Here is a 23,558-nt window from a genome sequence, read left to right as displayed (position 1 = left end):
CTCAGCGCTCCCACATGCGGCGCCGCTCATCCAGCGGCACGGCGGCATAGGGCATGGCAGCCACGGTGCTCTGCGCCTGCGCATCGGCGCTGGCAATGCCTGCGGGGCCGCAGTAGTCATCCAGTGATTGGCCGAGCACGCCGTCGATGGCGTCTTCCACCCGCCTCACCAGCGCCTCCTCGTCGCCCGCCTGCGCCAGCACCGCGGGATCGAACACGAACAGCCGATACACCTGGGCCAGCCGGATCGTGCTGGGGTTGGCCACCAGCGTCCAGCGGTCCATGTCATCGGTGATGCGGCGGTTCCAGCCGGTGCGGCGGCTGGTCTCCGGCTTGACCGAGGCCACCCAGCCTTCTTCACTCATCCGGCTCAGCAACTGTTGCAATTCGCCCAGCCCCAGCCGCGTGGCGCGACGCACCTCATCCATGCTCACCACCGCCGACTCCACCCCCACGCGGGCCGCATGCAGGAATTTCAGGACCTTCACCGCATCGATGAACTCCGCCCCCGGCGAGGCCACATGCCACCAGCGCTCGTAGCGCACCACCGGCAGCGCCGCCGTCAGCAGGGCGCCAAACAGGGTGATCATCCACATCATGTAGATCCACACCAGGAAGATCGGCAGCACCGCCACCGTGCCATAGACCATGGTGTAGGTCGGGAACTGCATGATGTAGACCGCGAAGAGGCGCTTGGCGATTTCCAGGCCGACACCGGCAAGCAAGCCGCCGGCCAGGGCGTCGCGCCAGTCCACGGTCTGGTTGGGTACGGTGCTGTAGAGCAGCGTATAGGCCAGCGTCGAAAACATCAGCGAGACCAGGGTATAGAAACCCGCGCCCAGCCACGGCAGGCTCTTGACCGCACCACCGGTGGCGCTGGAGAGGTAGGAGGTCACGCTGATGGACACCCCGATCAAGAGCGGACCCAAGGTGATGATGGCCCAGTACACCAGCACCCGCTGCACCAGCGGACGCGACTTCTTGACCCGCCAGATCTGGTTGAACACGCTCTCGATGGTGGACATGGTCAGCACCGAGGTCAGGATCAGCACCACCCCGCCCACCGCTGAAATGCGTGCCGACTTGGCCGCGAACTGGTTCAGGTAGCCCAGGATGGTATTGGCCACCCCCTTGGGCATGAGGTTCTCGACGAAATAGGCTTCCAGCGAAGCGCGGAAGGTCGAGAACAGCGGGAAGGCCGTAAACAGCGCCAGCGCGATGGTCAGCACCGGCACCAGCGAGAGGATCGTGGTAAACGTCAGGCTGCCGGCCACCTGGGGCAGGCGATCCTCGCGCAGTCGCCGGCCGGCGAAGCGCAACAGATCGCTCAACTGTTCTCGGGACAGACCACGCATACGGGAAAAGGGAAAACGCAAAGAGGGCATCGGTTCGACTTCATGGGGTGACGGCAAGCAACAGCGCCACACCCGGGTTCTTTCCCGCCGACAGGCGGCGGGATGACAAGTTTGGCGATTATCGCCCAAGCCGCCGGCAAAATCCCGCAAAAATCGAAGCTGCATCCTAAAGTTGCAGTTATGACCTCAATGATGCGCAGCAAAAGGCAGCAGTCGAGGAGATTTCTCTCTTTTTCCCTCACGCTGGGAGGAAAAAAACGGAAATATAATAAGTCACATGATGACCAGTTCCTCCCCCTCTTCCGTGAACGCTCCCTCCAACGCCACCATCCTGGTGCTCTACTATTCGCGCCATGGCGCCACCCGCAAGCTGGCCGAACTGATCGCCCAGGGCGTGGAAAGCGTCCCCGGCTGCGATGCCCGGCTGCGCACCGTGCCGGCGGTCTCCACCGTCACCGAGGCCGTGGAGCCGGACGTCCCCAGCTCTGGCGCGCCCTATGTGGAAGCGGCCGACCTGGCGCAGTGCGACGGCCTGGCCCTGGGCTCGCCCACGCGCTTTGGCAACATGGCCGCGGCCATGAAGTATTTCTGGGACGGTACCTCGCCGCAATGGCTCTCCGGCACCCTGACCGGCAAGCCGGCCTGCGTGTTCACCTCCACCGGCAGCCTGCATGGCGGCCAGGAGTCGACGCTGCTGACCATGATGATTCCCCTGCTGCATCACGGCATGCTGTTGCTGGGCCTGCCCTATGCGCATCCCGAACTGATGAATACCCACAGCGGCGGCAGCCCCTACGGCGCCAGTCACTGGGCGGGCGTCAACGGCAACCAGCCACTGTCGGACGACTCGCGTACCCTGGCCATCGCGCTGGGCAAACGGCTGGCAGAAACTGCACTAAAACTTCGGAGACCATCATGAACAGCAGCGCGCGCTATTTCCACCTGGGAGCCAGTTCCAGCCTGGTCGTCCTGATCCTGCTCTGTGTGGCATGGGAACTGGCGCTGGCGCCGCTGCGCCCGGGCGGCTCGTGGATGGTGCTCAAGGTGGTGCCGCTGCTGCTGCCCCTGCGCGGCATCCTCAAGCGCGACGTCTATACCCTGCAATGGTCATCCATGCTGATTCTGGTCTACCTGGCCGAGGGCCTGGTACGCGCCACCAGCGACGCCAACCACACCTCGGTCTGGCTGGCCTGGGTCGAGGTGGCATTGACCACGATCTATTTCATCTGCGCGCTGGCCTACCTGCACCCCTTCAAGAAGGCCGCCAAGGAAATCGCCCGCCAGGCCATCCACAAGGCCTCGCGCTGATCTTCGCCAACGCGATCAGTTGCTCCAATCCGCTCCAATACGACGCGCCGCCCCGGTGGCGGCGCGCACCTGTTGCCATGACCGCCATGACCGACACCACCACTGAATTCCTCGCCGCCTGCCGCGCCGCCATCGGCGCCGCACATGTCCTCACCGAACCGGCCGACACCGGCGGCTACCTGACCGACCAGCGCGGCCGCTACACCGGCCGTGCCCTGGCCGTGCTGCGTCCGGCCGATACCAGCGAGGTGGTTTCCATCGTCAAGCTGTGTGCGCACTATGCGGTGCCACTGGTACCGCAAGGCGGCAACACCGGCCTGGTGCTGGGCAGCGTGCCGGACCAGCAGGGCAATGCGGTGCTGCTGTCGCTGCGGCGGCTCAACCGCATCCGCGCCGTCGACCCGATCAACAATACGATGACCGTGGAAGCCGGCTGCGTGCTGCAGCATCTGCAGGAGCAGGCTGCTGCCGTGGGGCGCCTGTTCCCGCTGTCGCTGGCGGCCGAGGGCAGTTGCACCATCGGCGGCAACCTCTCCACCAATGCCGGCGGCACCGGCGTGCTGCGCTATGGCAATACCCGCGAACTGTGCCTGGGTCTGGAAGTGGTCACCGCCGAGGGCGAGGTGATGAGCAGCCTGAAGGGCTTGCGCAAGGACAATACCGGCTACGACCTGCGCGACCTCTTCATCGGTGCCGAAGGTACGCTGGGCATCATCACCGCCGCCGTGGTCAAGCTCTTCCCGCAACCGCTGGCGCAGGTAACGGCACTGGTGGCGCTGGATACCCCGGCCCAGGCCCTGCAGCTGCTGCAACTGGCGCAGTCACGCTGTGCGTCGGCACTGACCGGCTTCGAACTGATGTCGGACTTCTGCCTGCAGCTGGTCTGCAAGCACTTCCCCGAGCAGCGCCTGCCCTTCGCCCAGCGGCATGCGCAATACGTCCTGCTGGAACTGTCGGACAGCGAATCAGAAGAGCACGCCCGCGCCCTCTTCGAAAGCGTCATCGGCGACGCCCTGGAACATGCCCTGGCCAACGATGCCGTGATCGCCGCCTCGCTGGCGCAATCGCGGGCACTGTGGCAATTGCGTGAAAGCATCTCCATGGCGCAGGCGCACGAAGGCAAGAACATCAAGCACGACATCTCGGTGCCGATCTCGCGCATCGCCGACTTCATCGCCACCACCGACGTACTGGTGCAGCAGGCCGCGCCCGGCTGCCGCATGGTGACCTTCGGCCACCTGGGCGATGGCAACCTCCACTACAACGTCTCGCCACCGGTGGGCGTGGCCGATAGCGCATTCCTCGGCCAGCAGTCAGCCATCAACCTGGTGGTGCATGACAGCGTGGACCGCTTCGGTGGCTCGATCTCGGCCGAACACGGACTGGGTGCGCTCAAGCGCGAGGAAATCCTGCGCTACAAGTCGCCGGTGGAACTGCGGCTCATGCGCGCCATCAAGCAGGCCCTGGACCCGCAGCAGCTGATGAATCCGGGCAAGGTGCTATAGCCGCCAGGGCAGTACGGGCCGGCAAACAAAAAGGGACGGACGCTATCACGAGCCGTCCGCCCCAACCTCCCCCTCAGGAGCCTGCCTGAAACGCTTGCCGCAGCAAGGTTTCCCTATGTGGTCATCTTTGCATCTCGCGCTACGTGGCAATCCGAAGAATAGCGAGCAATGCCACGGCCAATTTCCCGGATCAGACGGAGCAGGCCGATCAGGCCGCGCTCTTGTGCTGCTCGCGCATGGTCTGCAGGAACAGGTCGGGCGCCATCGGCCGCCCCCTGAGATAGCCCTGCAGGGCATCGCAGCCCACCGATGCGAGGAATTGCTGCTGCCGTTCGGTCTCCACGCCCTCGGCCACGATGCGCAGGTTCAGCGTGCGTCCCAGGGCCACGATGGCCGAGACGATGGCCGCATCCTCGGTGCCGTCGCTGAGATCACGCACGAAGCCGCGATCGATCTTCAATTCATTGGCCGGCAGGCGCTTCAGGTACAACAGGCTGGAATAGCCGGTCCCGAAGTCATCGATGGAAATCTCCACCCCCAGGTCGGCAATCTTCTGCAGGGTCAGCAGGCTGGCCTCGGTATCGTGCATGGCGGTCGATTCGGTGACTTCCAGCGTCAGGCTCTGCGGCGGCAGCTGATGGCGTTCCAGCGCGGCGCGCACCACCTCCACCAGATGCGGATCGGCAAATTGCACTGCCGACAGGTTCACGGAGATCTTCCAGTCGGCATAGCCCAGGGTCAGCCACTCATGCATCTGGCGACAGGCCTCGTCCAGCACCCAGGCACCGATGGGGATGATCAGTCCGGAGCGTTCGGCCAGGCCGATGAATTCATCCGGCCCCACCAGGCCACGTTCGGGATGCTGCCAGCGCAGCAGCGCCTCGGCGCCCAGCACCGGGCCATCGGGCAGGCTGAACTTGGGCTGGTAGACCAGCCGGAACTGCTTGCGCTCCAGCGCCACCCGCAGGTCCTGCAGCCACTGCAGTTGATGGTGGGCATTGGCATTCATCGAAGGCTCGAAGAAGTTGTAGCCGTTGCGACCGGCGCGCTTGGTGTGGTACATCGCGGCATCGGCGTTGATGACCAGGTCGTGACGGGTATTGCCGTCTTCCGGATAGATGGCGATGCCGATGCTGGCCGAGACCCGCAACTCGTGCTCGCCCACACGGAAGGGCTGGTTGACCGCCTCCACCAGCTTCTCGGCCACCGGCATGGCGTCATCGGGCAGCGTCAGGTCGACCAGGATCACGAACTCGTCCCCGCCCAGGCGCGCCACCGTATCGTGGGCGCGGGTGGTGGCCGTGAGACGGCGCGCCACCTCCACCAGCAGGCGGTCGCCCACATGGTGACCCAGCGAATCGTTGATGGCCTTGAAGCCGTCCAGATCCATGAACATCAGCGCGAAATGGCCGTTGCTGCGGGCGGCCTTGTTGATCGCCTGGGTCAGGCGGTCTTCCAGCAGGGTGCGGTTGGGCAGCTTGGTGAGATGGTCGTGCAGCACCATCTGTGTCAGTTCTTCATTGGCCTCGGCCAGCGAGCGGGCCAGCTTGGCGGTACGCGACTCCAGTCGTGCGTCCAGCACCGAGGTCAGCAAGGCAATCGTCAGCACCGCCAGCGTGACCACGATGATCAGGATTGCCAGCCAGCCGATGCCCACGCCTTCGCGCGCCGACATGCAGACCGAGCCACTGGGGAAACTGGCCGCCGCCATGCCGGTGTAATGCATGCCGACGATGGCCACGCCCATCACCACCGAAGCACCGGCGCGCGCGGCCTTCACATGCGGCGTATTCTTGCGCAGGCTGAAGGCGATCCACAAGGCCGCAGCCGAGGCCGCGATGGCGATGAATACCGACACCACGAACAGCGCCACGTCATAATCGATGCCCGGTTGCATGCGCATGGCGGCCATGCCGGTATAGTGCATGCCGGCGATGCCCACCCCCATCAGCAGCGCACTGCCGAACAGGCGCCGCAGGGGCAGGTCCCTGCGGGTGACGATCCACAGCGCAAAGCCGGAGGTGCCGATGGCGATCAACAGCGATACCGCCGTGATCCACGCGTCATAACCCAGGGCGATCGGCAGGCGGAAGGCCAGCATGCCGATGAAGTGCATGGACCAGATCCCTACACCCATGGCGATGGCGCCGCCGGTCAGCCAGAAGCGGGCCACGCGCGGATGCTGGTTGCTGGTGGTATTGATACGCTCGGCCATGTCCAGCGCCGTATAGGAGGCGAGGATGGCAACCAGCAGTGAGACGACAACCAGCAACTTGTCGTAGGTGGCGATGAGCATGGCGAACGGTACGGCGTATCAGTATCAGGACAGGAACAGGACGAAAATCACGGAAGACAACCGGGAAGATCAGGGAAATTCAGTCAATATCAGGAGCTAGCAGCCGATATCAGTGACCCAGTATGCCCATGGAACCAAGCTTAGAAGGCGCAGCATTGTCCCACAATCAGGAAATACCCGTTGTCACACTGATATCTTTCGATGACCCTTCTCAGCTCTTGAGTAACAAGCTGCAAGCTATCGGCAGCTGATCCGCATGTGATTGGCAACTTTATCGGGCGCAACCGATCTGTTCTCACTGCAGTGCGCCTGCCGGCCAGCCTTTGCGTCCCTGTTTCCCGTTTTTTCTGGAGGGCGCTGGCCTCCCCGGCCCGCCCGCGCAGCAAGACAACATGCAAAATGAAAACAAAACACAACAAATCGACAACAAGGACATCATGCTGAGCTTACCCCAAACCCGTCCGCGCCATCGGAAAAACTGCCTGACCCCACGCTGGAAACGCACTTCCCGCCTGATTGCCCTGGCTTTGTGTGGCATCGGCGCACCGCTGCTCTGGTGCAGCCCGGCCCAGGCCGGCATCTCCATGGTGCAGCCACCCAAGCGCATCGATGCCAGCAAACCCCTGGAACTGACGCTGCTGGTGTCTGAGGACGAACAGGCCGAACGCAGCTACAGTCTGCCGCCCACCCTGCTGGTGGCAGCCTCGGCCGACATGATCCCGCCTCAGCAGATCACCCTGCAGCGGGTCGATGGCGAGGACCGCCTCACGCTGCGGCAAGGCGAGTTTCGCAAGGTGCGCTATCGCGGCGTGCTGCCGGAACGCCTGCGCGGCATGGTGCGCATCGAACCGATCGGCATCGACGCCTCGCCGGTGCTGGTGGCGGTGGTGCGTCCGGATGCCAGCCTGGGGCCGTTGCCGGAGTCGCCCGACCTGATCAACACCCCGCTGGCGGACTCCAGCAGCAAGGTGGCCCCGGTGGCGCCCTCGGCCACGGTGCTCACGCCCGGCACCAATGCCTCGCCCATCGACAGCGCACCGGCGGCCGAAGACATCCTCTCCAATAATCGCCGCCTGTCCTTCAACGAGCCGATGTACTTCACGGTCGGGCATAACCACGGCGATACCAATGCCCGCTTCCAGTTCAGCTTCAAGTTCCGTGTCTTCGTGCCGGACGATCCGCGCTCGCGCGGCCTGCTGGACAATCTCTACCTGGGCTACACCCAGTTCTCGCTGTGGGACCTGTCGGCGCCTTCCGCGCCCTTCCGCGATACCAGCTATCGCCCCAGCCTCTACTACTACCTGCCGGACCTGGGCATCCAGAACGGCGTGTTCAGCCGCATCGGCATCGCCACCGGCCTGGAGCACGAGTCCAATGGCCGCGACGGTCCCGAATCGCGCAGCATCAATACCTATTTCATCGAACCGACCTTCAACTTCGGCAACCTCAACGACTATCACTTCAAGGTCGCGCCCAAGGTCTACGCCTATCTCGGCCCGACCCGCGACAATCCGGACATCGCCGACTACCGCGGCCACCTGGACCTGAAGCTGGCCTATGGCAAACCGGACGGGGTGGAAGTGGCGACCATGCTGCGCAAGGGCAGGCTGGGCGGCAAGTACAGCGCCGAGACGCAGATTTCCTATCCGCTCTCGCGCCTGCTGCCTGGCACCGCCGGCTACCTGATGGCCAGCTACTTCTCCGGCTACGGCGAAAGCCTGCTGACCTACAACCAGAAGGACAGCCCGCAACTGCGCATCGGCTACGCCTTGTGGCGATAGGACCGGGCCCGAGCACTGGCCGGTAAAAGCACAACGGGGATGCACTGCATCCCCGTTGTTCATTGTTGCAGCGGACCTGGGTCGCGCGTCAGGCCACCGGCGTGCGCATGGTGACGAACTCCTCGGCCGAGGTCGGATGGATGCCGATGGTGGTATCGAACTGCGCCTTGGTGGCACCACACTGCAGGGCCACGGCGAAACCCTGGATCACTTCGCCGGCGTCGCCGCCCACCATGTGCACGCCCAGCACCCGGTCACTGGCGGCATCGACCACCAGCTTCATGAAGGTTCGTTCAGTATTGCGCGAAAGCGTGTTCTTGAGCGGCTTGAAATCGGTCTTGAAGATCTTCACCGCGCCCACTTCCTTCCTGGCCTCTTCCTCGCTCATGCCCACGGTGCCGATGTTGGGATGGCTGAAGACAGCGGTGGGGATGTTGCGGTAGGACATGCTGCGCTCGCCCTTTCCGAACAGGCGCGCCACCACCACCATGGCTTCGGCCAGCGCCACCGGGGTGAGCGCCACGCGGTCGATGACATCGCCCACGGCCAGGATGGAGGGCACGCTGCTCTCGAAGTTGTCGTTGACCGGAATGGCGCCGTTCTTCGCCAGCGCGATACCGACCTTCTCCAGCCCCAGCCGGCCCGTATTGGGCGTGCGGCCGGTGGCGAACAGCACGCACTCGGCCTGCAGGGTCTCGCCATTGGTCAGGCGCACCTGCTTGACGCTGTCCTCCGTGGCTCCTGCGGCATCCTCGGCTTCGATGGCATCGATGCTGGCGTTGAAGACCAGGCGGATGCCCTTCTTGGCCATCTCGTCGGCCAGGTGTACGCCGAGGTCGGCATCCATGTTGCGCAACAGGCGCTCGCGGCGATAGACCAGGGTCACCTCGCTGCCCAGGCCGTTGAGGATAGAGGCCAGTTCCACCGCGATATAGCCGCCCCCCAGCACCACCGCGCGCCTGGGCAGGCCCTTGAGGTGGAAGAAGTCATCCGAGGTGATCCCCAGTTCGCTCCCCGGAATCTGCGGCTTGTCCGGATGGCCGCCGGTGGCCACCAGGATGTGGCGGGCGGTGAAGCGCTGGCCATCGACGTTGACCGTATGCGCATCCTCCACCGTGGCAAAGCCGCGATGCAGCTTGACGTTGGCCCCATCCAGCAGGCGCTGGTAGATGTCGTTGAGGTGGGCGATCTCGCGATCCTTGTTGGCGATCAGGGCCGACCAGTCGAAGCTGGGCTTGCCGTTGAGGGTCCAGCCATAGCCGGCGGCGTCGGCGAAGTCCTCGTGGTAATGCGCACTGTAGGACATCAGCTTCTTCGGAATGCAGCCCACGTTGACGCAGGTGCCGCCCAGGTCGCCCTTCTCCGCCAGGCCCACGCGGGCGCCGGTCTGGCCGGCGAAGCGCGCAGCGCGTACGCCACCGGACCCGCCGCCGATGGTGAAGAGGTCGTAATCGTATTGGCTCATGGTTTCTCCATTGCATGGACGCTGCCCCCTGGCGGCGCCCGTGTTCTATCTGCTCGGTCTGACCGTTATGCGGGCGTACTGCCGCTTTGCAAGGGCGCCCGGCGCCGACCGTCCAGCGCGCGCATCACCAGCAGCACCGGTGCCAGCCCCACCAGCACGATGGACAGCGCCGGCAACGCCGCTTCGCCCAGGCGCTCGTCACGCGCCAGGTTGTGCGCGATCACCGCCAGGGTGTCGGTATCGAAGGGACGCAACAGCAGGGTCGCCGGCAATTCCTTGACCACATCGACGAACACCATCAGCGCCGCCACCGCCAGCGAACGCCACAGCAAGGGCAGGTGCAGACGCCAGGCGATCGCCGCGCGCGAACTGCCCAGGGTACGCGCCGCTTCATCGAGACTGACCGGGATGCGGGTATAGCCGGACTCCACCGACTGCACCGCAACCGCCGTGAAGCGTACCAGATACGCATAGACCACGCCCAGGGAGCTGGCCGTGAGCAGCACACCCAGACCGGCGGCCGGCCACCGCGCCTGCAACCAGGCCACCGGCAGCAGGATGCCCACCGCGATCACCGATCCGGGAATCGCATAGCCCATGCCGGCCAGCCGCGCCGTCAGGCGCAACATCGCCCCCTGCAGACGCGGCAGACCACCGGCACGTAGCGCAAAGCATAGGGCCAGCGCCAGCACGATGGCCGCCAGCGCCGCCATGCCCCCGAAGCGGAAACTGTTCCACACCCAGCCGGCATAGCGAGCGAGACCGAAGGCGACGCTGGTCCCACTGTCCGCATCACGGCCCACCTCGCCCCACCACAGGTGTAGCAGGATGCCCACCGGCAGCAGGAACCCCGCCACCACCGGCAAGCCGCACACCAGCCAGGCCAGCACCGTCGGGCCGGCTGCCAGCGGCGGGCGCGCGCCCTCGGCGCTGTCAGCGGCATCGGCACTGCGCGCGCCACGGGTGGCGGCAAAGCGCATGCGGCCCTGCTCGCGGCGTTCCAGCCACAGCAGCACCGCCACGAACAGCAACAGCAGCGAGGCGTACTGGGCCGCCGCGATGCGGTCGTCCAGCACCACCCAGGCCTTGTAGATGCCGGTGGTAAAGGTAGTCAGGCCGAAATAGGCCGACACGCCGTAGTCCGCCAGCGTCTCCATCAGCGCCAGCGCGGCCCCGGCCGCCAGTGCCGGCCGTGCCAGCGGTAGCGCCACGCGCACGATGCGCTCGGCCAGCGGCGTACCCAGCATGCGGGCCGCCTCCATCAGATGGTTGCCGCGTTCGGACAGCGCATTGCGCGCCAGCAGATAGGCATAGGGATAGAGCGTGAAGACAAACATGCAGATCGCCCCCGGCAGACCGCGCACATCCATGCGCCAGCCCGGGAACCAGCCGCGCAGCGTGCTCTGCACCAGCCCGGCGTATTGCAGGAAATCGGTATAAGCATAGGCCGAGACATAGGCCGGCATTGCCATGGGCAGCAGCAAGGCCCAGGACAGCCAGCGCCGTCCGGGAAATTCGAACAGGCTCACCGTCACCGCCGCCGCACCGCCCACCAGCACCACGCCCAGCGGCACCATCAGCGCCAGCCAGCCGGAGGTGGCCAGGTAACCGGGCAGGACGGTCTGCATCTGCTGGCGCAGGCTGTCCACGCCGGCCGCGTCCAGGCCCAACCAGGCGGCGAGGATGCCCAACAGCGGCAAGGCGATCAGGACTGCAAGCAAACCGATGATATGCATAACAAGGAAACGGTGAAAATGGACTACCCAGGTGGAAGACGCGAGGGCTTGCGCTACACTGCACACCCTCAGGCAACCGCGAATTGTAACCATTTCACCGGGCATCTCCATGTTTCTGGAAGTCGAGCACCTCAGCATCCGCTATCCCCGTACTCCCTCCGCCGCCGTCGACGACGTCTCGCTGCGCCTGCAGCCGGGCGAACTGGGTGCGCTCATCGGTCCCTCCGGCAGCGGCAAGACCAGCCTGCTGCGCGCCGTGGCCGGGCTGGAGCCGGCACAGGCCGGCCGCATCCGGCTGGCCGGGGCGCTACTGGAAGGCGATGGCATCCGGGTGGCGGCCGAGGAGCGCCGCATCGGCATGGTGTTCCAGGATTTCGCGTTGTTCCCGCATCTGGATGTGGCAGCCAATATCGGCTTCGGCCTGCGCGGCATGGCACGCGGCCAGCGTGAACAGGTGGTGACGGCCATGCTGGAGCTGGTCGGTCTGTCGGGTTCGGGTGGCAAGTTCCCGCACCAGCTTTCCGGCGGCCAGCAGCAACGCATCGCCCTGGCGCGGGCGCTGGCACCGCAGCCACGCCTGCTGTTGCTGGACGAACCGTTTTCCAGCCTGGATGTGGAATTGCGCGAACGTCTGGCGCACGATGTGCGCGACATCCTCAAGCGCACCGGCACCACCGCCCTGATGGTCACGCACGACCAGATGGAAGCCTTTGCCGTGGCCGACGTGGTGGGCGTGATGCGGCAAGGCCGCCTGGAACAGTGGGATAGCCCCTACGCCCTCTATCACCGCCCGGCCACCCGCTTCGCGGCCGATTTCATCGGGCACGGCGTGCTGCTGCAGGGAACACTGATGCCGACATCTGCCCCGACCTCAGGCAGGGACGGGAGCGAGGGAGAAATCGAAGTGCAGACCGCAGCCGGCCTGTTGCGCGGCATGCCCTTGCACGATCAGCCCCAGCCGGCAAATGCGCAGGTGGACGTGCTGCTGCGGGCTGACGACGTGATGCATGACGACGCCTCACCCTTCAAGGCAAGAGTCGTTCGCAAATCATTCAGGGGAGCGGAATTTCTCTACACGCTGGCGCTGGAGAACGGGCAGCAACTGCTGTCGCTGGTCCCTTCCCACCACGATCACGCGGTGGGCGAGTGGATAGGCATCAGGCTGGACGTCACGCATCTGGTGACCTTCCCCAGCATGGAGTCGTCGTTGGCAGCGGGCGCAGAGGCCGGCACCGCCAGTGCTGGAGTGGGCACACGCTGATCCACGCAGGCCGTCCGGCCCAGCGCATCCACCACCAGCCAGTCGAGGGCGCGCCGCATCAGTAGCGGGCTTTCGACAGCACCACCAGCCAGCGGCGCAGCAGCAGGATTTCCAGATGACCGGGCTCGATGCCGGCGCTGCACTCGATCACCGGATTGACGCGATAACGGCGCACATAAGTGTCACGGCAGATGAAGATTTCGCGACGACCCAGGCGGATCGCCAGCGAAGACGGGCTGGAAGATGCAACAGCGAAGCGAGCGTCGGAAGCAAGATCAAAGTGTGTCATGGCAGCGATTCCTCTTCTTGTCGATTGGAGGCTTCACTTTAGCACAAGCACTGTATGAATACACAGTATTTTTTATACAGTACTGTATGCACCATGGCGAGCATACAACAGCCGGCCCATCCTGCATTTCCCGCCGTGGCGCCTAAGCCACACCGGCCGCCAGGCGCGCCCGCACGAAGCCGATGTGTTCCCGCAGCACATAGAACTGGTCGGCAAAGGCCAGCGGCATCTTCATCCGGTTCACCGCGATCTCGATCTCGTCCAGGCGCCTGAGCATCTCGGCCTGCTCTTCCGGCGATTCGCGGGACAAGCCGCGTTCCAGCGAGATCAGCTCGCCATACCAGCGATAGATGCGCGAACGCACGCGCCAGCCATAGAGCATCGGCACCAGGCGGATACCCGGGATGAGCAGCAGGATCACCGGCAGCACGATCACCACCGCCCGGTCCACCAGGCTGGCCATCCAGAACGGCAGGGTGCGGTAGAAGAAGGTCTTGCCGGACTTGTAATAGCGCGCCGCATCGTCGCTGATCGGATATTCATGCTCCAGCGGCGCCGGGAATTCCCCCGCCTTCTGCATCACGTTGGCCTTGCCATGCACTTCGCGGGCGGCCGCGATCAGCAGGTCCGACAGTGCCGGATGCAGGTCCTCGCGCGCCACCAGTTCGGCCGTGGGTGCGATCAGCTGGGTATCGCGGGCCGGCAGGTTGCGCGCCAGGTCGAACACGCCCATGGGCATCTTCAGGGTATTGAGATAGCGGAAGCGCCGCACATAGGCATCGGCCTGGGAAAAATCCAGCAGGCGGATGCCAGGGGCGCGCAGCAGCTTGCCCATGGTCGCCACCGATACCGAATCGCCCATCAGGAAGGCCGCATCGATCTTGCCACCGGTCAGCGCCTGGGCCGCCTCATCGCCGCCAATGTTCAACAGCTGGGTGCTGCCGCCCTCTTCCACACCGTTGGCCTTGAGCAGGGTCGCGGCCAGCACGCTGGAACCGCTACCGGCACCGCCGATGGCGATGCGCTTGCCGGCCAGCTCCGACAGCTGGCGCAGCGGCGGGACCGGCTTGCCGTCCTCGCGCGGCGGCGGCGTGCGGTAGTACACCGACACCGGCACATAGGAAATGCTGCCCAGCGACACCAGCGGCGCCAGCGCCTCGGCCGGTACCGCGCCGGCCAGGCCGCCCTGCACGAAGCCGACGTCCAGGCTCTGGTCGGGATCGGCCAGGCGTTTCAGGTTGTCCAGCGAGCCCCCGGTCTCGACGATATCGAGGCGGATGCCATCGCGCGCCAGGATGGCCTTGTAGCGTTCGGCCACGCGCCAGAAATTGCTGTCCTTGGGACCGGCAGCGATCGTGATCGAAGACGGCGGGGCCGGGCGGATCAGCCAGATCACCAGCCAGGCGCCGATCAGGATCAGCAGGATGATGGGACCGAAGCTGACGGCCAGGTCCCGCCAGGAGATGGCCACGAAGCGCGCCCGGATGCGGGTCGCCGACGGGGCGTAGGCGGAGAGTTTCTTGTCTTTGAGCATGCGCGCTATTCTAGCCGCGCCGCCCCGCTTTGGGCTTCACTGCCTTGTAACGTGATGTGACTCTCCGCGTCAGTCGCTCAGTAGGTCTTGTACGGCAGGAACTTGCCCGACAGCATCACGTTCACGCGATCCCCATTGGGGTCGGCCTGGCGCTGGATATCCATCTTGAAATCGATGGCGCTCATGATGCCGTCGCCGAATTCTTCGTGGATCAGTTCCTTGATGGTGCTGCCATAGACGCTGACGATCTCGTACCAGCGGTAGATCAGCGGATCGGTCGGTACCGGGGTCGGCAGCGAACCCTTGTAGGGCACGATCTGCAGCCACAGGGTTTCTTCATCGGTGAGTTCGAACAGCTCCTGGGCGGTGGCGGCCTGCTTGGCGGTGAGGGTCATCTGGCCCAGCATGGCAGCGGTGGTCCACTCCTTGCTCTGGCCGATGCGCTCGGCGATCTGGGCCCAGGTCATCTTCTTGCTGACCTTGGCGGTAACGATCTTCTGGGTGACTTGGTTGCGGTCCATGGCTATCTCCTTTTGGGTGGACGGAATAAAGATCGACGACACACCTCTCAGTGCGCGTCATCGATCGTGACGAATGCTTGCGACACAATGACGAAATCTCTGGGGCTGCCCTGCCGGTTTTCAGGCCACCGCCTGCTCCAGCCCCGGCATCACGATGCGCGTGGGAGGACGCGGTCCCCCGCTGGCCTGGGCCGCCTGGATCTGGCGCGAGCGGTGTACCAGGAAATCCACCAGGTGATTGCGGATGCGGTAGAACTGCGGATCGTGATGCATGGCTTCCCGGCTGCGGGTCTTGGGCAAGGTGTTGATGACCACTTCGGCGATGCAGGCCTGCGGGCCATTGGACATCAGGAATATCTTGTCGGCCAGCAGGATGGCCTCGTCCACGTCATGGGTGATCATGAACACGGTCTGCCCGGTGGCCGCGCAGATCTTCAGCAGCTCGTCCTGCACCACGCCGCGTGTGAGGGCATCGAGGGCGCCGAAGGGTTCATCCATCAGCAGCATCTTGGGCTCGATGGAAAAGGCCCGGGCGATACCCACCCGCTGCTTCATGCCGCCCGAGAGTTCGGAGGGCTTCTTGTGCTCAGCCCCCTTCAGACCCACCATCGCGATGAAGCGGCGCGCATGTTCCTCGGCCTTGGCGCGCGACCAGTCGGGCCAGCGCGAACGTACCGCGAACACCACGTTGCCCAGCACGCTGAACCAGGGCATGAGTGCATGGCTCTGGAACACCACGCCGCGATCCAGGCTCGGCCCCTTGATCTCGCGCCGGTCCATGATGACTACGCCGTCGCTGGCCGCCTCCAGCCCCGCCAACACGTTGAGGATGGTGGTCTTGCCGCAGCCGGAGTGGCCGATCACGCAGACGAATTCACCGCGGTCGATACCGAAGGAAACCTGTTCGAACACCGGCGGCGCGCCCGCCGCATAGCGTTTGGAGAGCCCCTGCACGCTCAGGAAATTGTGGTCCATGCTCTTGCCCTCTTCATTCGATGTACGCGATTTACTCGACATAGGTCACCAGTCTTTGCAGCCGGGCGAAGATCAGGTCCAGCACCATGCCGGTCACGCCGATGACCAGGATGGCGAAGATCACGCTGGTCAGCGACAGGTTGTTCCATTCGTTCCAGACGAAGTAACCGATGCCGGTGCCGCCCACCAGCATCTCGGCCGCCACGATCACCAGCCAGGCGATCCCCATGGAAATGCGCATGCCGGTCAGGATGGTGGGTGCCGCCGCCGGCAGGATCACCAGGAAGGCGCGCCGCAACGAGGACACCTCCAGCGTCTTGGCCACGTTGAGCCAGTCGCGCCGCACCGAGGCCACGCCGAAGGCGGTGTTCATCAGCATCGGCCAGACCGAGCAGATGAAGATCACGAACACGCCCGAGATCGACGAATCCTTGATCGTGTACAGCGCCAGCGGCATCCAGGCCAGCGGCGAGATGGGCTTGAGGATCTGGATGAAGGGATTCAGGGCGCGCTGCATCAGCGGCGACATGCCCAGCAGGAAACCCAGCGGAATCGCCACCACCGCCGCAATCGCAAACCCCAGTCCGACCCGTCCCAGCGAATAGGCCAGCTGGATGCCGATGCCCTTGTCGTTGGGACCGTTGTCGTAGAAGGGATTGGCCAGCTCCTTGCGGATGGTCTCGCCCATCTGCGCCAGCCCGGGAAAGCCGTCGCGCTTGGCCGCGCCACTGCTCTTGCCCATCAGCTTGGCGTATTCATCCTGGGCGGCACTGGCCGTGCCCTCCTGCGGCAGCGTCGCGAAATGCCACACCATCAGCAACGCCGCCAGCAGCAACAGCGAGATCAGCGCGGCGCGCCAGCCAAGATGCCTGGCCGGCATCATGCGCTCCTCTTGATGGCGAAGCTGTTGACGTAGGCCTCGGCCTTGTTGGCATCGAACTCCTTGCCCATGATGGAATACTTGCGATAGGCACCTTCCGGCACCGGCTGGCCCAGTTCCTTCATGTGTTTCTTGGCCTCGGTCAGCAGCAGCACCTTCTCGGTGATGGCCTTGTAGTCGATATCACCCTTGATGTAACCCCAACGCTTCATCTGCGTGAGAATCCACACCCCCATCGAATCCCAGGGGACCGGGTCGAAGTCGGCACGGCCCGGCACATTCTTCACATTACCCAGACCATCGGCAAAGCGCCCGGTCAGCACCTGTTCCACCACCGTCTCGGGCTGGTTGAGGTAGGCTGCCGGCGAGATCACCTTGGCCACCAGCGAGCGATTGGACGGGTCGCGCGCCATCGCGGCGGCGGTCAGCACGGCACGGAACAGCGCGGCGAAGGTGTTGGGGTTCTGCTTGATGAATTCTTCCGACGTACCAAAGGCACAGCAGGGGTGGCCGTCCCAGATGTCGCGCGAGAGGATGTGGATGAAACCGATCTCGTCATACACCGCGCGCTGGTTGAAGGGATCGGGGCCGAGGAAGCCGTCGATGTTGCCGGCCCGCAGGTTGGCCACCATCTCCGGTGGCGGCGTGACGCGGATCTGCACATCGCGGTCCGGGTCCAGGCCATGTTCGGCCAGGTAGTAGCGCAACAGGAAGTTGTGCATCGAATACTCGAACGGCACCGCGAACTTGAAGCCCTTCCACTGCCGGGGATCGCGCTTGTCCTTGTGCTTGTTGTGCAGCGTAATGGCCTGGCCGTTGATGTTCTGGATGGTCGCCACGCGCATCTGGGTGGCATTGCTGCCCACCCCCATGGACATGGCCATGGGCATGGGCGAGAGGAAGTGCGAGGCGTCGTGTTCCTTGTTGATCATCTTGTCGCGGATCAGCGCCCAGCCGGCCGTCTTGTTGAGCGACACGTTCAGGCCCTGCTTGCGGTAGAAGCCCAGCGGGTCGGCCATGATCAGCGGCGCCGCGCAGGTGATGGCGATGAAGCCGATCTTGAGGTCCTTCTTTTCCAGGGCGCCATTCTTTTCCTGTGCCATGGCCTGCAGCGAACCCAGCGGCAACACGCTGGCAATGGCCGCCCGCGCCGCATTGCGGCCCACCGCCCGCAGGAAGTCGCGGCGCTCGGCTACCCGCGGGAAGAGCGAACGCATCACGGCTTCTTCCACCACGTCGTTGGTGAGGGCTTCCACATCCTGACCGCGTTGCTGGCGCAGTGCTTCGACCTCGACATCGTGTTGCTGCTGGCTGCCGTGGCGGCCACAGGAACAGCCCTGGCCGGCGCGCTCGGCGTCATAGGTGTGGAACAGATTGGTGTCTGCTGCGTTCGGCATGATTCCCCCGTTTGGTGAGTGTGCGGTGATTTCTTTGCTTCACCATCCACCATTGCAAGGGACTTGCCAGCCTCATGGGCTACGTCATGCTGTCACGACATCCTGTAGTGCTGGCACTACAAGCCGGGGCCAAACCCGCGTCAGACCGGCAGCAACTGGTGACGTACCGCATACATGGCGATGCCGACGTCATTGGCGGCGCCGGTCTTTTCCAGGATGCGGCTGCGATAGGTGCTCACCGTATTGGGGCTCAGTTCCAGCTGCTCGGCGATCTCCCGCACGCTGCGACCCGCAGCGATCAGCTGGAACACCTGGTATTCGCGGTGCGACAGGCTTTCGTGCGCGGCCCGCGGCGCAGCACCGGCGTGCTGGGCCAGGCCGGAGGCCAGCGTCTCGGCCATCTGCGCGCTCACGTAGAGGCCACCGCCGGCAGCCTTGCGGATGGCATCCACCAGTTGCTCGGGATCGGCGCTCTTGTTGAGATAGCCGGCCGCGCCCAGCTTGTAGCAGCGCGCCGCATATTGCTTTTCGGGATAGGTGGACAGCATCAGCACCGGCAGACGCGGCATCTCCTGCTTAATCTGGCGCAGCACGTCCAGTCCGTCCTGCTGGGGGATGGCGATGTCCAGCAGCACCAGGTCGATGGCCTCCACCCGGGCCCGGTGCAAGACCTCCGGCCCGCTGGCACATTCGGCGGCGACCTCGATGTCGGGGGTATCGGCCAGGATCTGCTTGAGACCCTCGCGCACGATGCGATGATCGTCGCACAAGAGAATGCGGATGGTCTCGGCGCCGGCACTCATGCCGCCTCCCGGCCGCCGTGACTGGGCAGGCGCAGGCAGACCAGGGTCCCCGGCCTGCCGCTCTCTGGTGCAAGACGCGCACCAGCAATGCTCAATGCGCCGCCAAAGTGCAAGGCCCGCTCGCGCATGCCCATCACGCCGTAGGAGGTGGCCGCCTCCAGCGCCGCACGGGGTGCGCCCACGCCATCGTCTTCCACTTCCATGCGCAGCTCCGACGGGCTCAGGTGCACGGCGATGCGCACCCGCGTGGCATTGGCATGACGCGCCACGTTGGACAACATTTCCTGGAAGATGCGAAACGCCGCCGTGGCCTTGGCACCATCCGGGGGAAAGGCTTCGGGTGCGATATCGAACTCGACCTCGCAGGGCAGTTCGGTGGCTTCCGAGAACTCCTGCACCTGCCATTCGAGGGCGGCGATCAGGCCCTGGTGATCCAGGATGCTGGGCCGCAGGTCGGTGATGATGCGCCCCACATTGTCCACCGCAGTCTCGATCAGGCGGCTCATGGCATCACACTTGCGGGCCACCGGCTCCAGGTCGATGACGCGCTTGGCCATCCAGTTCACATCCAGTTTCAAGGCCACCAGCAGGCTGCCCAGTTCATCGTGGATCTCGCGGGCGATACGGGTGCGCTCATCCTCGCGCACCGAGTGGGCATGCGCCGACAACTGCCGCACCTGGCGCAGCGCGGCCGACAGTTCGCGGGTGCGCTCGGCCACCCGCACTTCCAGCTCGGCCTTGGCGCGCTGCAGTTGTTCCTCGGCCTGGCGGCGCTTGGAGATATCGCTGAAGGTGATCACCGCACCGCGTACCTGGCCGCCGTCGATGATCTGGTAGGAAGAATATTCGGTGGGGAAGAAGCTGCCATCGGCACGCCAGAACACTTCCTGATCGACCCGACAGGACTCACCCTTGCGGAAGGCCTTCAGGATGGGGCAGTCGGCCTCGGGGTAATGACCGCCGTGCTCATGGCTGTGGTGCACCAGATCGTGCATGTTGCGTCCCAGCACCTCGGCCGGGGCATAGCCCAGCATGTCGGCGCCGGCGCGATTGATGAAGGTACACAGGCCATCCAGGTCGATACCGTAGATGCCTTCGCCGGTGGAGTCCAGCAGCAGCGCCAGCTTGTCGCGCAGCAGGCCGCCGGGTGCGGCCAGGGCATCGGAAGCAAAAACGGGCAGGTGGGGATCGTTGTGCATGATCCCCACCTGCCCGCAAGAGGCATGCCAGTGCCCGCCGCCCGGGCCTGGCCCGACAGCGGCACCGGCCGGCCCCGTTACGGCATGTACTGCCCGCCGTTGACGTCGATGATCTGGCCGGTCACATAGCCCGACATCTGGTCCGAGGCCAGGTAGAGGAAGGCACCGCTGCACTCGTCCGGGTCGCCGATGCGGCCCATGGGGATGGTCTTGCGGAACCCCTCCAGCTGTTCCGGGGTGGTGAAGCGTTCCTGGAACGGGGTCATGATCACGCCCGGCGCCACGGCGTTGACGCGGATCTTGTCGGCCAGCAATTCCTTGGCCATGCCACGCGTGATGGTGCTCACGAAGCCCTTGGAGGCCGCATAGATCAGCGCACCCGGGCCGCCGCCATGCCGCGCCGCCACCGAGGTCACGTTGATGATGTTGCCGCCGCCCTGGCCGCGCATGACCGGAATCACCGCCCGCGTGAAGGCCACCACCGAGCGGGAATTGATATTGATGATGTCGTCGAACAAGGCATCGGTGACCTGCTCCAGCGGCATGCGCTGGACCAGGCTGCCGGCGTTGTTGATGAGTACGTCGATGCGCCCCATCTGCTCCACCGCCTTGGCCACGGCGGCATTGATGGCGGCGCTGTCGCGCACGTCGGCGCCGATGGTGATAGCCTTGCTGCCGGCGGCGCGCACCTCGGCGGCGACCGCTTCGGCTTCCTTGGCCGAGCTGTTGTAGTGCACCACCACATGGGAACCACGGGCGGCGAAGGCACGCGCGGCGGCGGCGCCGATGCCGGTGCTTGCACCACTGATGAAGACGACTTTTCCTGCCAGATCCAGCATGCTGTTCTCCTGTTCATAAACGGTTGATCATTCATGCTCCGGCTTGTGCATGGGGCGGCCCTGCGCGCCCTGCCGGTATCGCTTCTTGTATTCTGGGCGCCGCAGCGGGTCACACTGCGGCTGTCATGCCACGTCGCCGTTGTGGAGAGCCGCGGGACCCGGTCCGGCGGCAACGGCGACGCTTGCTGCCTGATCAGTCGTGTACCGATTCGTCGCGGTTGCGACCGGCGCTGCGGTAGGCGTCGCGCACATTCATGAGGTGATTGCGCATGGCTTCGGAGGCCTTCTGCGGATCGCGGGCCTTGAGCGCATCGAGGATGTCGCGATGGTCCTGCAGGCTACGCTCCAGCGTGGCCGGAATGCGCGAGGTGATGGAACGGCTCTTCTTGCCCAGCATGTAGAGGCTGCCGGCCACGCTCTGCAGGAAGGGGTTGTTGCAGCCCTCGATGATGGCTTCGTGGAACTCCACGTCGGCCGCCGAGAAAGCGGCCGGGTCCGACAGCAGGCGCGCCTCGTCCTCGACGTTGCGCACCAGCCGATCCAGCTCGGCCTGCTCCATGTGCGTGGCCGCCAGCGCCGCCACCCCGGTCTCGATGATGAGGCGGGCGTCGAACAAGGCTTCCAGGGTGCCGGGATTGAGGTCGATGATCATCTCCAGCGGCTCCAGCAGTTCGCGGGTTTCCAGCGAACTGACGAAGGTCCCTTCACCTTGGCGGATGCGCAGCAAGCCCAGCAGTGCCAACCCGCGGATGGCCTCGCGCACGGCCGGCCGGCCCACGCCCAGCATGGCCGCCAGCTCGCGCTCGGGCGGCAGTTGCTGGTCGGGCTTCAACAGACCGCTGCGGATCATGGTCAGCAAGCGCTGCGCGACCTGCTCGGAAATCGATTTCTGGACGATGGGATCAAAGGACATGCTGTCGGGAGTGAAGACCTGTAGGGATGATTCGTTGCCGCATCGGCAACGTCTTGCTGGCCTGGGACGCATGCGTCGCAAAGGTAAGACCAATGGCTGTGGAGGATAGGTATCAGGGCGGGATGTGTCAAGCGGCGGGAACATTGGTGCGGCGCGCAAGAAACTGCCGCAGGGTGGCAGCTTCCTGGGCAGCAGACGCATCAGGTCGAGACAGGCTTGGGAGGCAGTTGGCACCGGATGGTGCGCAGAGTGATTTTTCCAGCGCGTTCGTTGGCCATGTCTGCCAAGCCGGCCATCAGTTCTTCGAACAGATTTCTTTTCTTCATGATGTTTGGATAGGGTTGAGATCCGCGCAACATACACAAAACGGGCCGGGCTCTCCACCGTACCATCGGGCCGCCCACACCCCTGGACACGCATCGCATCTGTTAGGCTAGGCGCGCCTATCGCTTCCCTCGTCTATCCATGAACCTGCGCTTCGTAGAGGCCTTCCACTGGGCCGCCTCGCTCAAGAGCATCACCCGCGCCGCCGAAAAGCTGCATATCACGCAATCGACCATGTCCAGCCGCATCGCCTCGCTGGAAGAAGAACTGGGCGTGGTCCTGCTGGACCGCCGGGCCAAGCAGTTCCGTCTCACCGCCTCGGGCCAGCGCTTCCAGTTGCTGGCGGTGAAGCTGCTGTCGCTGCAAAGCCAGATCCGCCAGGAACTGGGCGGCAGTCCGGCCGGGCCGATGGCGCTGCGCATCGGCAGCATCGAATCGGTGGTGCACAGCTGGCTGCCCGGCTGGCTCAAGGAAATCCGCAGCCGCTATCCTGATTTCGCGCTGGAACTGACCGTGGAAACCTCGCCGGTGCTGATGGAACAGATCGGGCGCGGCGCCCAGGACCTGGTCTTCACCTCCATCGTGGGCAGCGATACGGCGGTGCGCTCGCGCATCATGGCGTCCATGGAGATGGTCTTCGTCGGCCATCGTGATACCCATGGCACGCGTCGCTATCGGCTGGAAGAGCTGGCGGCCGACGACCTCATCACCTTCCAGCGCGGCTCGCAGCCACACCAGGGGCTGCTGCAGCTGCTGCAGGAGTCGGGGCTGCCGATGCCACGCGTGCACGCCATCTCCTCGATCTCGGCCATGGTGCAACTGGTGGAGGGCGGTTTCGGCGTGGCGACCCTGCCCAAGCTGGCCATGCGTGAACTGACCCGCCGCCAGCCGCTGCGCATCCTGCGCTGCGAAGAAACGCTGCCCCCGCTGCAGATCCACGCCAGCTATCGCGAGGAGCCGGGCTCCAGCGTGGCCGAACTGGTGCTGGATTCGGCCCTGGAACATGCCCGGCGCGCTCAGGGCAAACGGCGCGGCGCTTCCACGGCGGACGAAGACTGAATCCGACACCATCCCCCGGCCATCGCCATCAGGCAAGCCGTTTCGCGCCAGTCGGGAAACACCTATCAGCTGACGGGAACAACAAAAAGTCAATCAACAAAAACGCTGACGTCATCGAA

At 64.9% G+C, this 23,558-nt stretch carries 20 protein-coding genes; 6 read left to right on the top strand and 14 right to left on the bottom strand.

Annotation, left to right across the window (positions count from 1 at the left end):
• Nucleotide 1 precedes the first annotated feature (1 nt).
• Nucleotides 2-1,354 (bottom strand): YihY family inner membrane protein, encoded by a 1,353-nt coding sequence (locus ACEOAC_RS08070; RefSeq protein ID WP_413444571.1) that lies wholly within the window; start codon nucleotides 1,352-1,354, stop codon nucleotides 2-4.
• Nucleotides 1,355-1,634: 280 nt separating this feature from the next.
• On the opposite strand from ACEOAC_RS08070, the gene wrbA reads away from it, so the two are divergent.
• From wrbA to ACEOAC_RS08055, 3 genes are all read left to right on the top strand, one after another.
• A complete protein-coding gene (gene wrbA / locus ACEOAC_RS08065; protein ID WP_180670559.1) occupies nucleotides 1,635-2,273 on the top strand; it encodes an NAD(P)H:quinone oxidoreductase in 639 nt (212 codons plus the stop codon).
• Nucleotides 2,270-2,662: a DUF2069 domain-containing protein gene (locus tag ACEOAC_RS08060; RefSeq protein WP_006462731.1), complete on the top strand. Its 393-nt coding sequence runs from the start codon at nucleotides 2,270-2,272 to the stop codon at nucleotides 2,660-2,662. The genes wrbA and ACEOAC_RS08060 overlap by 4 nt, the downstream gene beginning before the upstream one ends.
• Nucleotides 2,663-2,739: 77 nt before the next feature.
• On the top strand, nucleotides 2,740-4,167 hold the full coding sequence (locus ACEOAC_RS08055; protein ID WP_413445060.1) for an FAD-binding oxidoreductase: 1,428 nt from the start codon (nucleotides 2,740-2,742) through the stop codon (nucleotides 4,165-4,167).
• A 208-nt stretch (nucleotides 4,168-4,375) separates the two neighbouring features.
• Here the strand turns inward: ACEOAC_RS08055 and ACEOAC_RS08050 are convergent, their stop codons facing one another.
• The gene (locus tag ACEOAC_RS08050) at nucleotides 4,376-6,463 is read right to left on the bottom strand and encodes a putative bifunctional diguanylate cyclase/phosphodiesterase (RefSeq protein WP_413445061.1); all 2,088 of its coding nucleotides are present in this window, start codon (nucleotides 6,461-6,463) and stop codon (nucleotides 4,376-4,378) included.
• Between the two features lie 437 nt (nucleotides 6,464-6,900).
• On the opposite strand from ACEOAC_RS08050, the gene ACEOAC_RS08045 reads away from it, so the two are divergent.
• The gene (locus tag ACEOAC_RS08045) at nucleotides 6,901-8,244 is read left to right on the top strand and encodes a phospholipase A (RefSeq protein ID WP_241813222.1); all 1,344 of its coding nucleotides are present in this window, start codon (nucleotides 6,901-6,903) and stop codon (nucleotides 8,242-8,244) included.
• Between the two features lie 88 nt (nucleotides 8,245-8,332).
• Here ACEOAC_RS08045 and gorA read toward each other — a convergent pair whose 3' ends face one another.
• Together gorA and ACEOAC_RS08035 are read right to left on the bottom strand one after the other, a co-directional pair.
• A complete protein-coding gene (gorA, locus tag ACEOAC_RS08040; RefSeq protein WP_413628778.1) occupies nucleotides 8,333-9,709 on the bottom strand; it encodes a glutathione-disulfide reductase in 1,377 nt (458 codons plus the stop codon).
• Nucleotides 9,710-9,774: 65 nt separating this feature from the next.
• Nucleotides 9,775-11,445: an ABC transporter permease gene (locus tag ACEOAC_RS08035; protein WP_413628777.1), complete on the bottom strand. Its 1,671-nt coding sequence runs from the start codon at nucleotides 11,443-11,445 to the stop codon at nucleotides 9,775-9,777.
• Nucleotides 11,446-11,554: 109 nt separating this feature from the next.
• Between ACEOAC_RS08035 and ACEOAC_RS08030 the strand changes: the two genes are divergently transcribed.
• Complete coding sequence (locus tag ACEOAC_RS08030) at nucleotides 11,555-12,706, top strand: ABC transporter ATP-binding protein (protein ID WP_413628776.1); 1,152 nt, start codon at nucleotides 11,555-11,557, stop codon at nucleotides 12,704-12,706.
• A 58-nt stretch (nucleotides 12,707-12,764) separates the two neighbouring features.
• Here ACEOAC_RS08030 and ACEOAC_RS08025 read toward each other — a convergent pair whose 3' ends face one another.
• From ACEOAC_RS08025 to ACEOAC_RS07980, 10 genes are all read right to left on the bottom strand, one after another.
• Nucleotides 12,765-12,995, bottom strand: a complete 231-nt coding sequence (locus ACEOAC_RS08025) for a hypothetical protein (protein ID WP_182992628.1) — start codon at nucleotides 12,993-12,995, stop codon at nucleotides 12,765-12,767.
• 142 nt (nucleotides 12,996-13,137) lie between these two features.
• On the bottom strand, nucleotides 13,138-14,529 hold the full coding sequence (locus tag ACEOAC_RS08020; RefSeq protein WP_241813218.1) for a TAXI family TRAP transporter solute-binding subunit: 1,392 nt from the start codon (nucleotides 14,527-14,529) through the stop codon (nucleotides 13,138-13,140).
• A 77-nt stretch (nucleotides 14,530-14,606) separates the two neighbouring features.
• Nucleotides 14,607-15,050 (bottom strand): cyanase, encoded by a 444-nt coding sequence (gene cynS, locus ACEOAC_RS08015; RefSeq protein WP_006462740.1) that lies wholly within the window; start codon nucleotides 15,048-15,050, stop codon nucleotides 14,607-14,609.
• Nucleotides 15,051-15,170: 120 nt separating this feature from the next.
• A complete protein-coding gene (locus ACEOAC_RS08010) occupies nucleotides 15,171-16,025 on the bottom strand; it encodes an ABC transporter ATP-binding protein (protein WP_077236321.1) in 855 nt (284 codons plus the stop codon).
• 31 nt (nucleotides 16,026-16,056) lie between these two features.
• Nucleotides 16,057-16,908: a nitrate ABC transporter permease gene (gene ntrB / locus ACEOAC_RS08005; RefSeq protein ID WP_241813217.1), complete on the bottom strand. Its 852-nt coding sequence runs from the start codon at nucleotides 16,906-16,908 to the stop codon at nucleotides 16,057-16,059.
• Nucleotides 16,905-18,302, bottom strand: coding sequence for a CmpA/NrtA family ABC transporter substrate-binding protein (locus tag ACEOAC_RS08000; RefSeq protein ID WP_006462743.1), 1,398 nt, complete (start codon nucleotides 18,300-18,302; stop codon nucleotides 16,905-16,907). Before ACEOAC_RS08000 ends, ntrB begins: the two co-directional genes overlap by 4 nt.
• 140 nt (nucleotides 18,303-18,442) lie before the next feature.
• Complete coding sequence (locus ACEOAC_RS07995) at nucleotides 18,443-19,105, bottom strand: response regulator transcription factor (RefSeq protein ID WP_006462744.1); 663 nt, start codon at nucleotides 19,103-19,105, stop codon at nucleotides 18,443-18,445.
• Entirely contained in the window at nucleotides 19,102-20,304 is a 1,203-nt protein-coding gene (locus ACEOAC_RS07990; protein WP_413445070.1) for a PAS domain S-box protein, read from the bottom strand. Before ACEOAC_RS07990 ends, ACEOAC_RS07995 begins: the two co-directional genes overlap by 4 nt.
• 77 nt (nucleotides 20,305-20,381) lie before the next feature.
• The gene (locus ACEOAC_RS07985) at nucleotides 20,382-21,143 is read right to left on the bottom strand and encodes an SDR family NAD(P)-dependent oxidoreductase (protein WP_077236318.1); all 762 of its coding nucleotides are present in this window, start codon (nucleotides 21,141-21,143) and stop codon (nucleotides 20,382-20,384) included.
• Nucleotides 21,144-21,336: 193 nt separating this feature from the next.
• Entirely contained in the window at nucleotides 21,337-22,056 is a 720-nt protein-coding gene (locus ACEOAC_RS07980; protein ID WP_006462747.1) for a FadR/GntR family transcriptional regulator, read from the bottom strand.
• 465 nt (nucleotides 22,057-22,521) lie between these two features.
• Between ACEOAC_RS07980 and ACEOAC_RS07975 the strand changes: the two genes are divergently transcribed.
• On the top strand, nucleotides 22,522-23,439 hold the full coding sequence (locus ACEOAC_RS07975; RefSeq protein ID WP_310010290.1) for a LysR family transcriptional regulator: 918 nt from the start codon (nucleotides 22,522-22,524) through the stop codon (nucleotides 23,437-23,439).
• Nucleotides 23,440-23,558: the final 119 nt, after the last annotated feature.

The sequence above is a fragment of the Herbaspirillum frisingense genome (assembly GCF_047325095.1).
Classification (GTDB): domain Bacteria; phylum Pseudomonadota; class Gammaproteobacteria; order Burkholderiales; family Burkholderiaceae_D; genus Herbaspirillum; species Herbaspirillum frisingense.
Note: the sequence above shows the minus strand (reverse complement) of the source record. Positions and strands in the feature narration are given on the sequence as shown.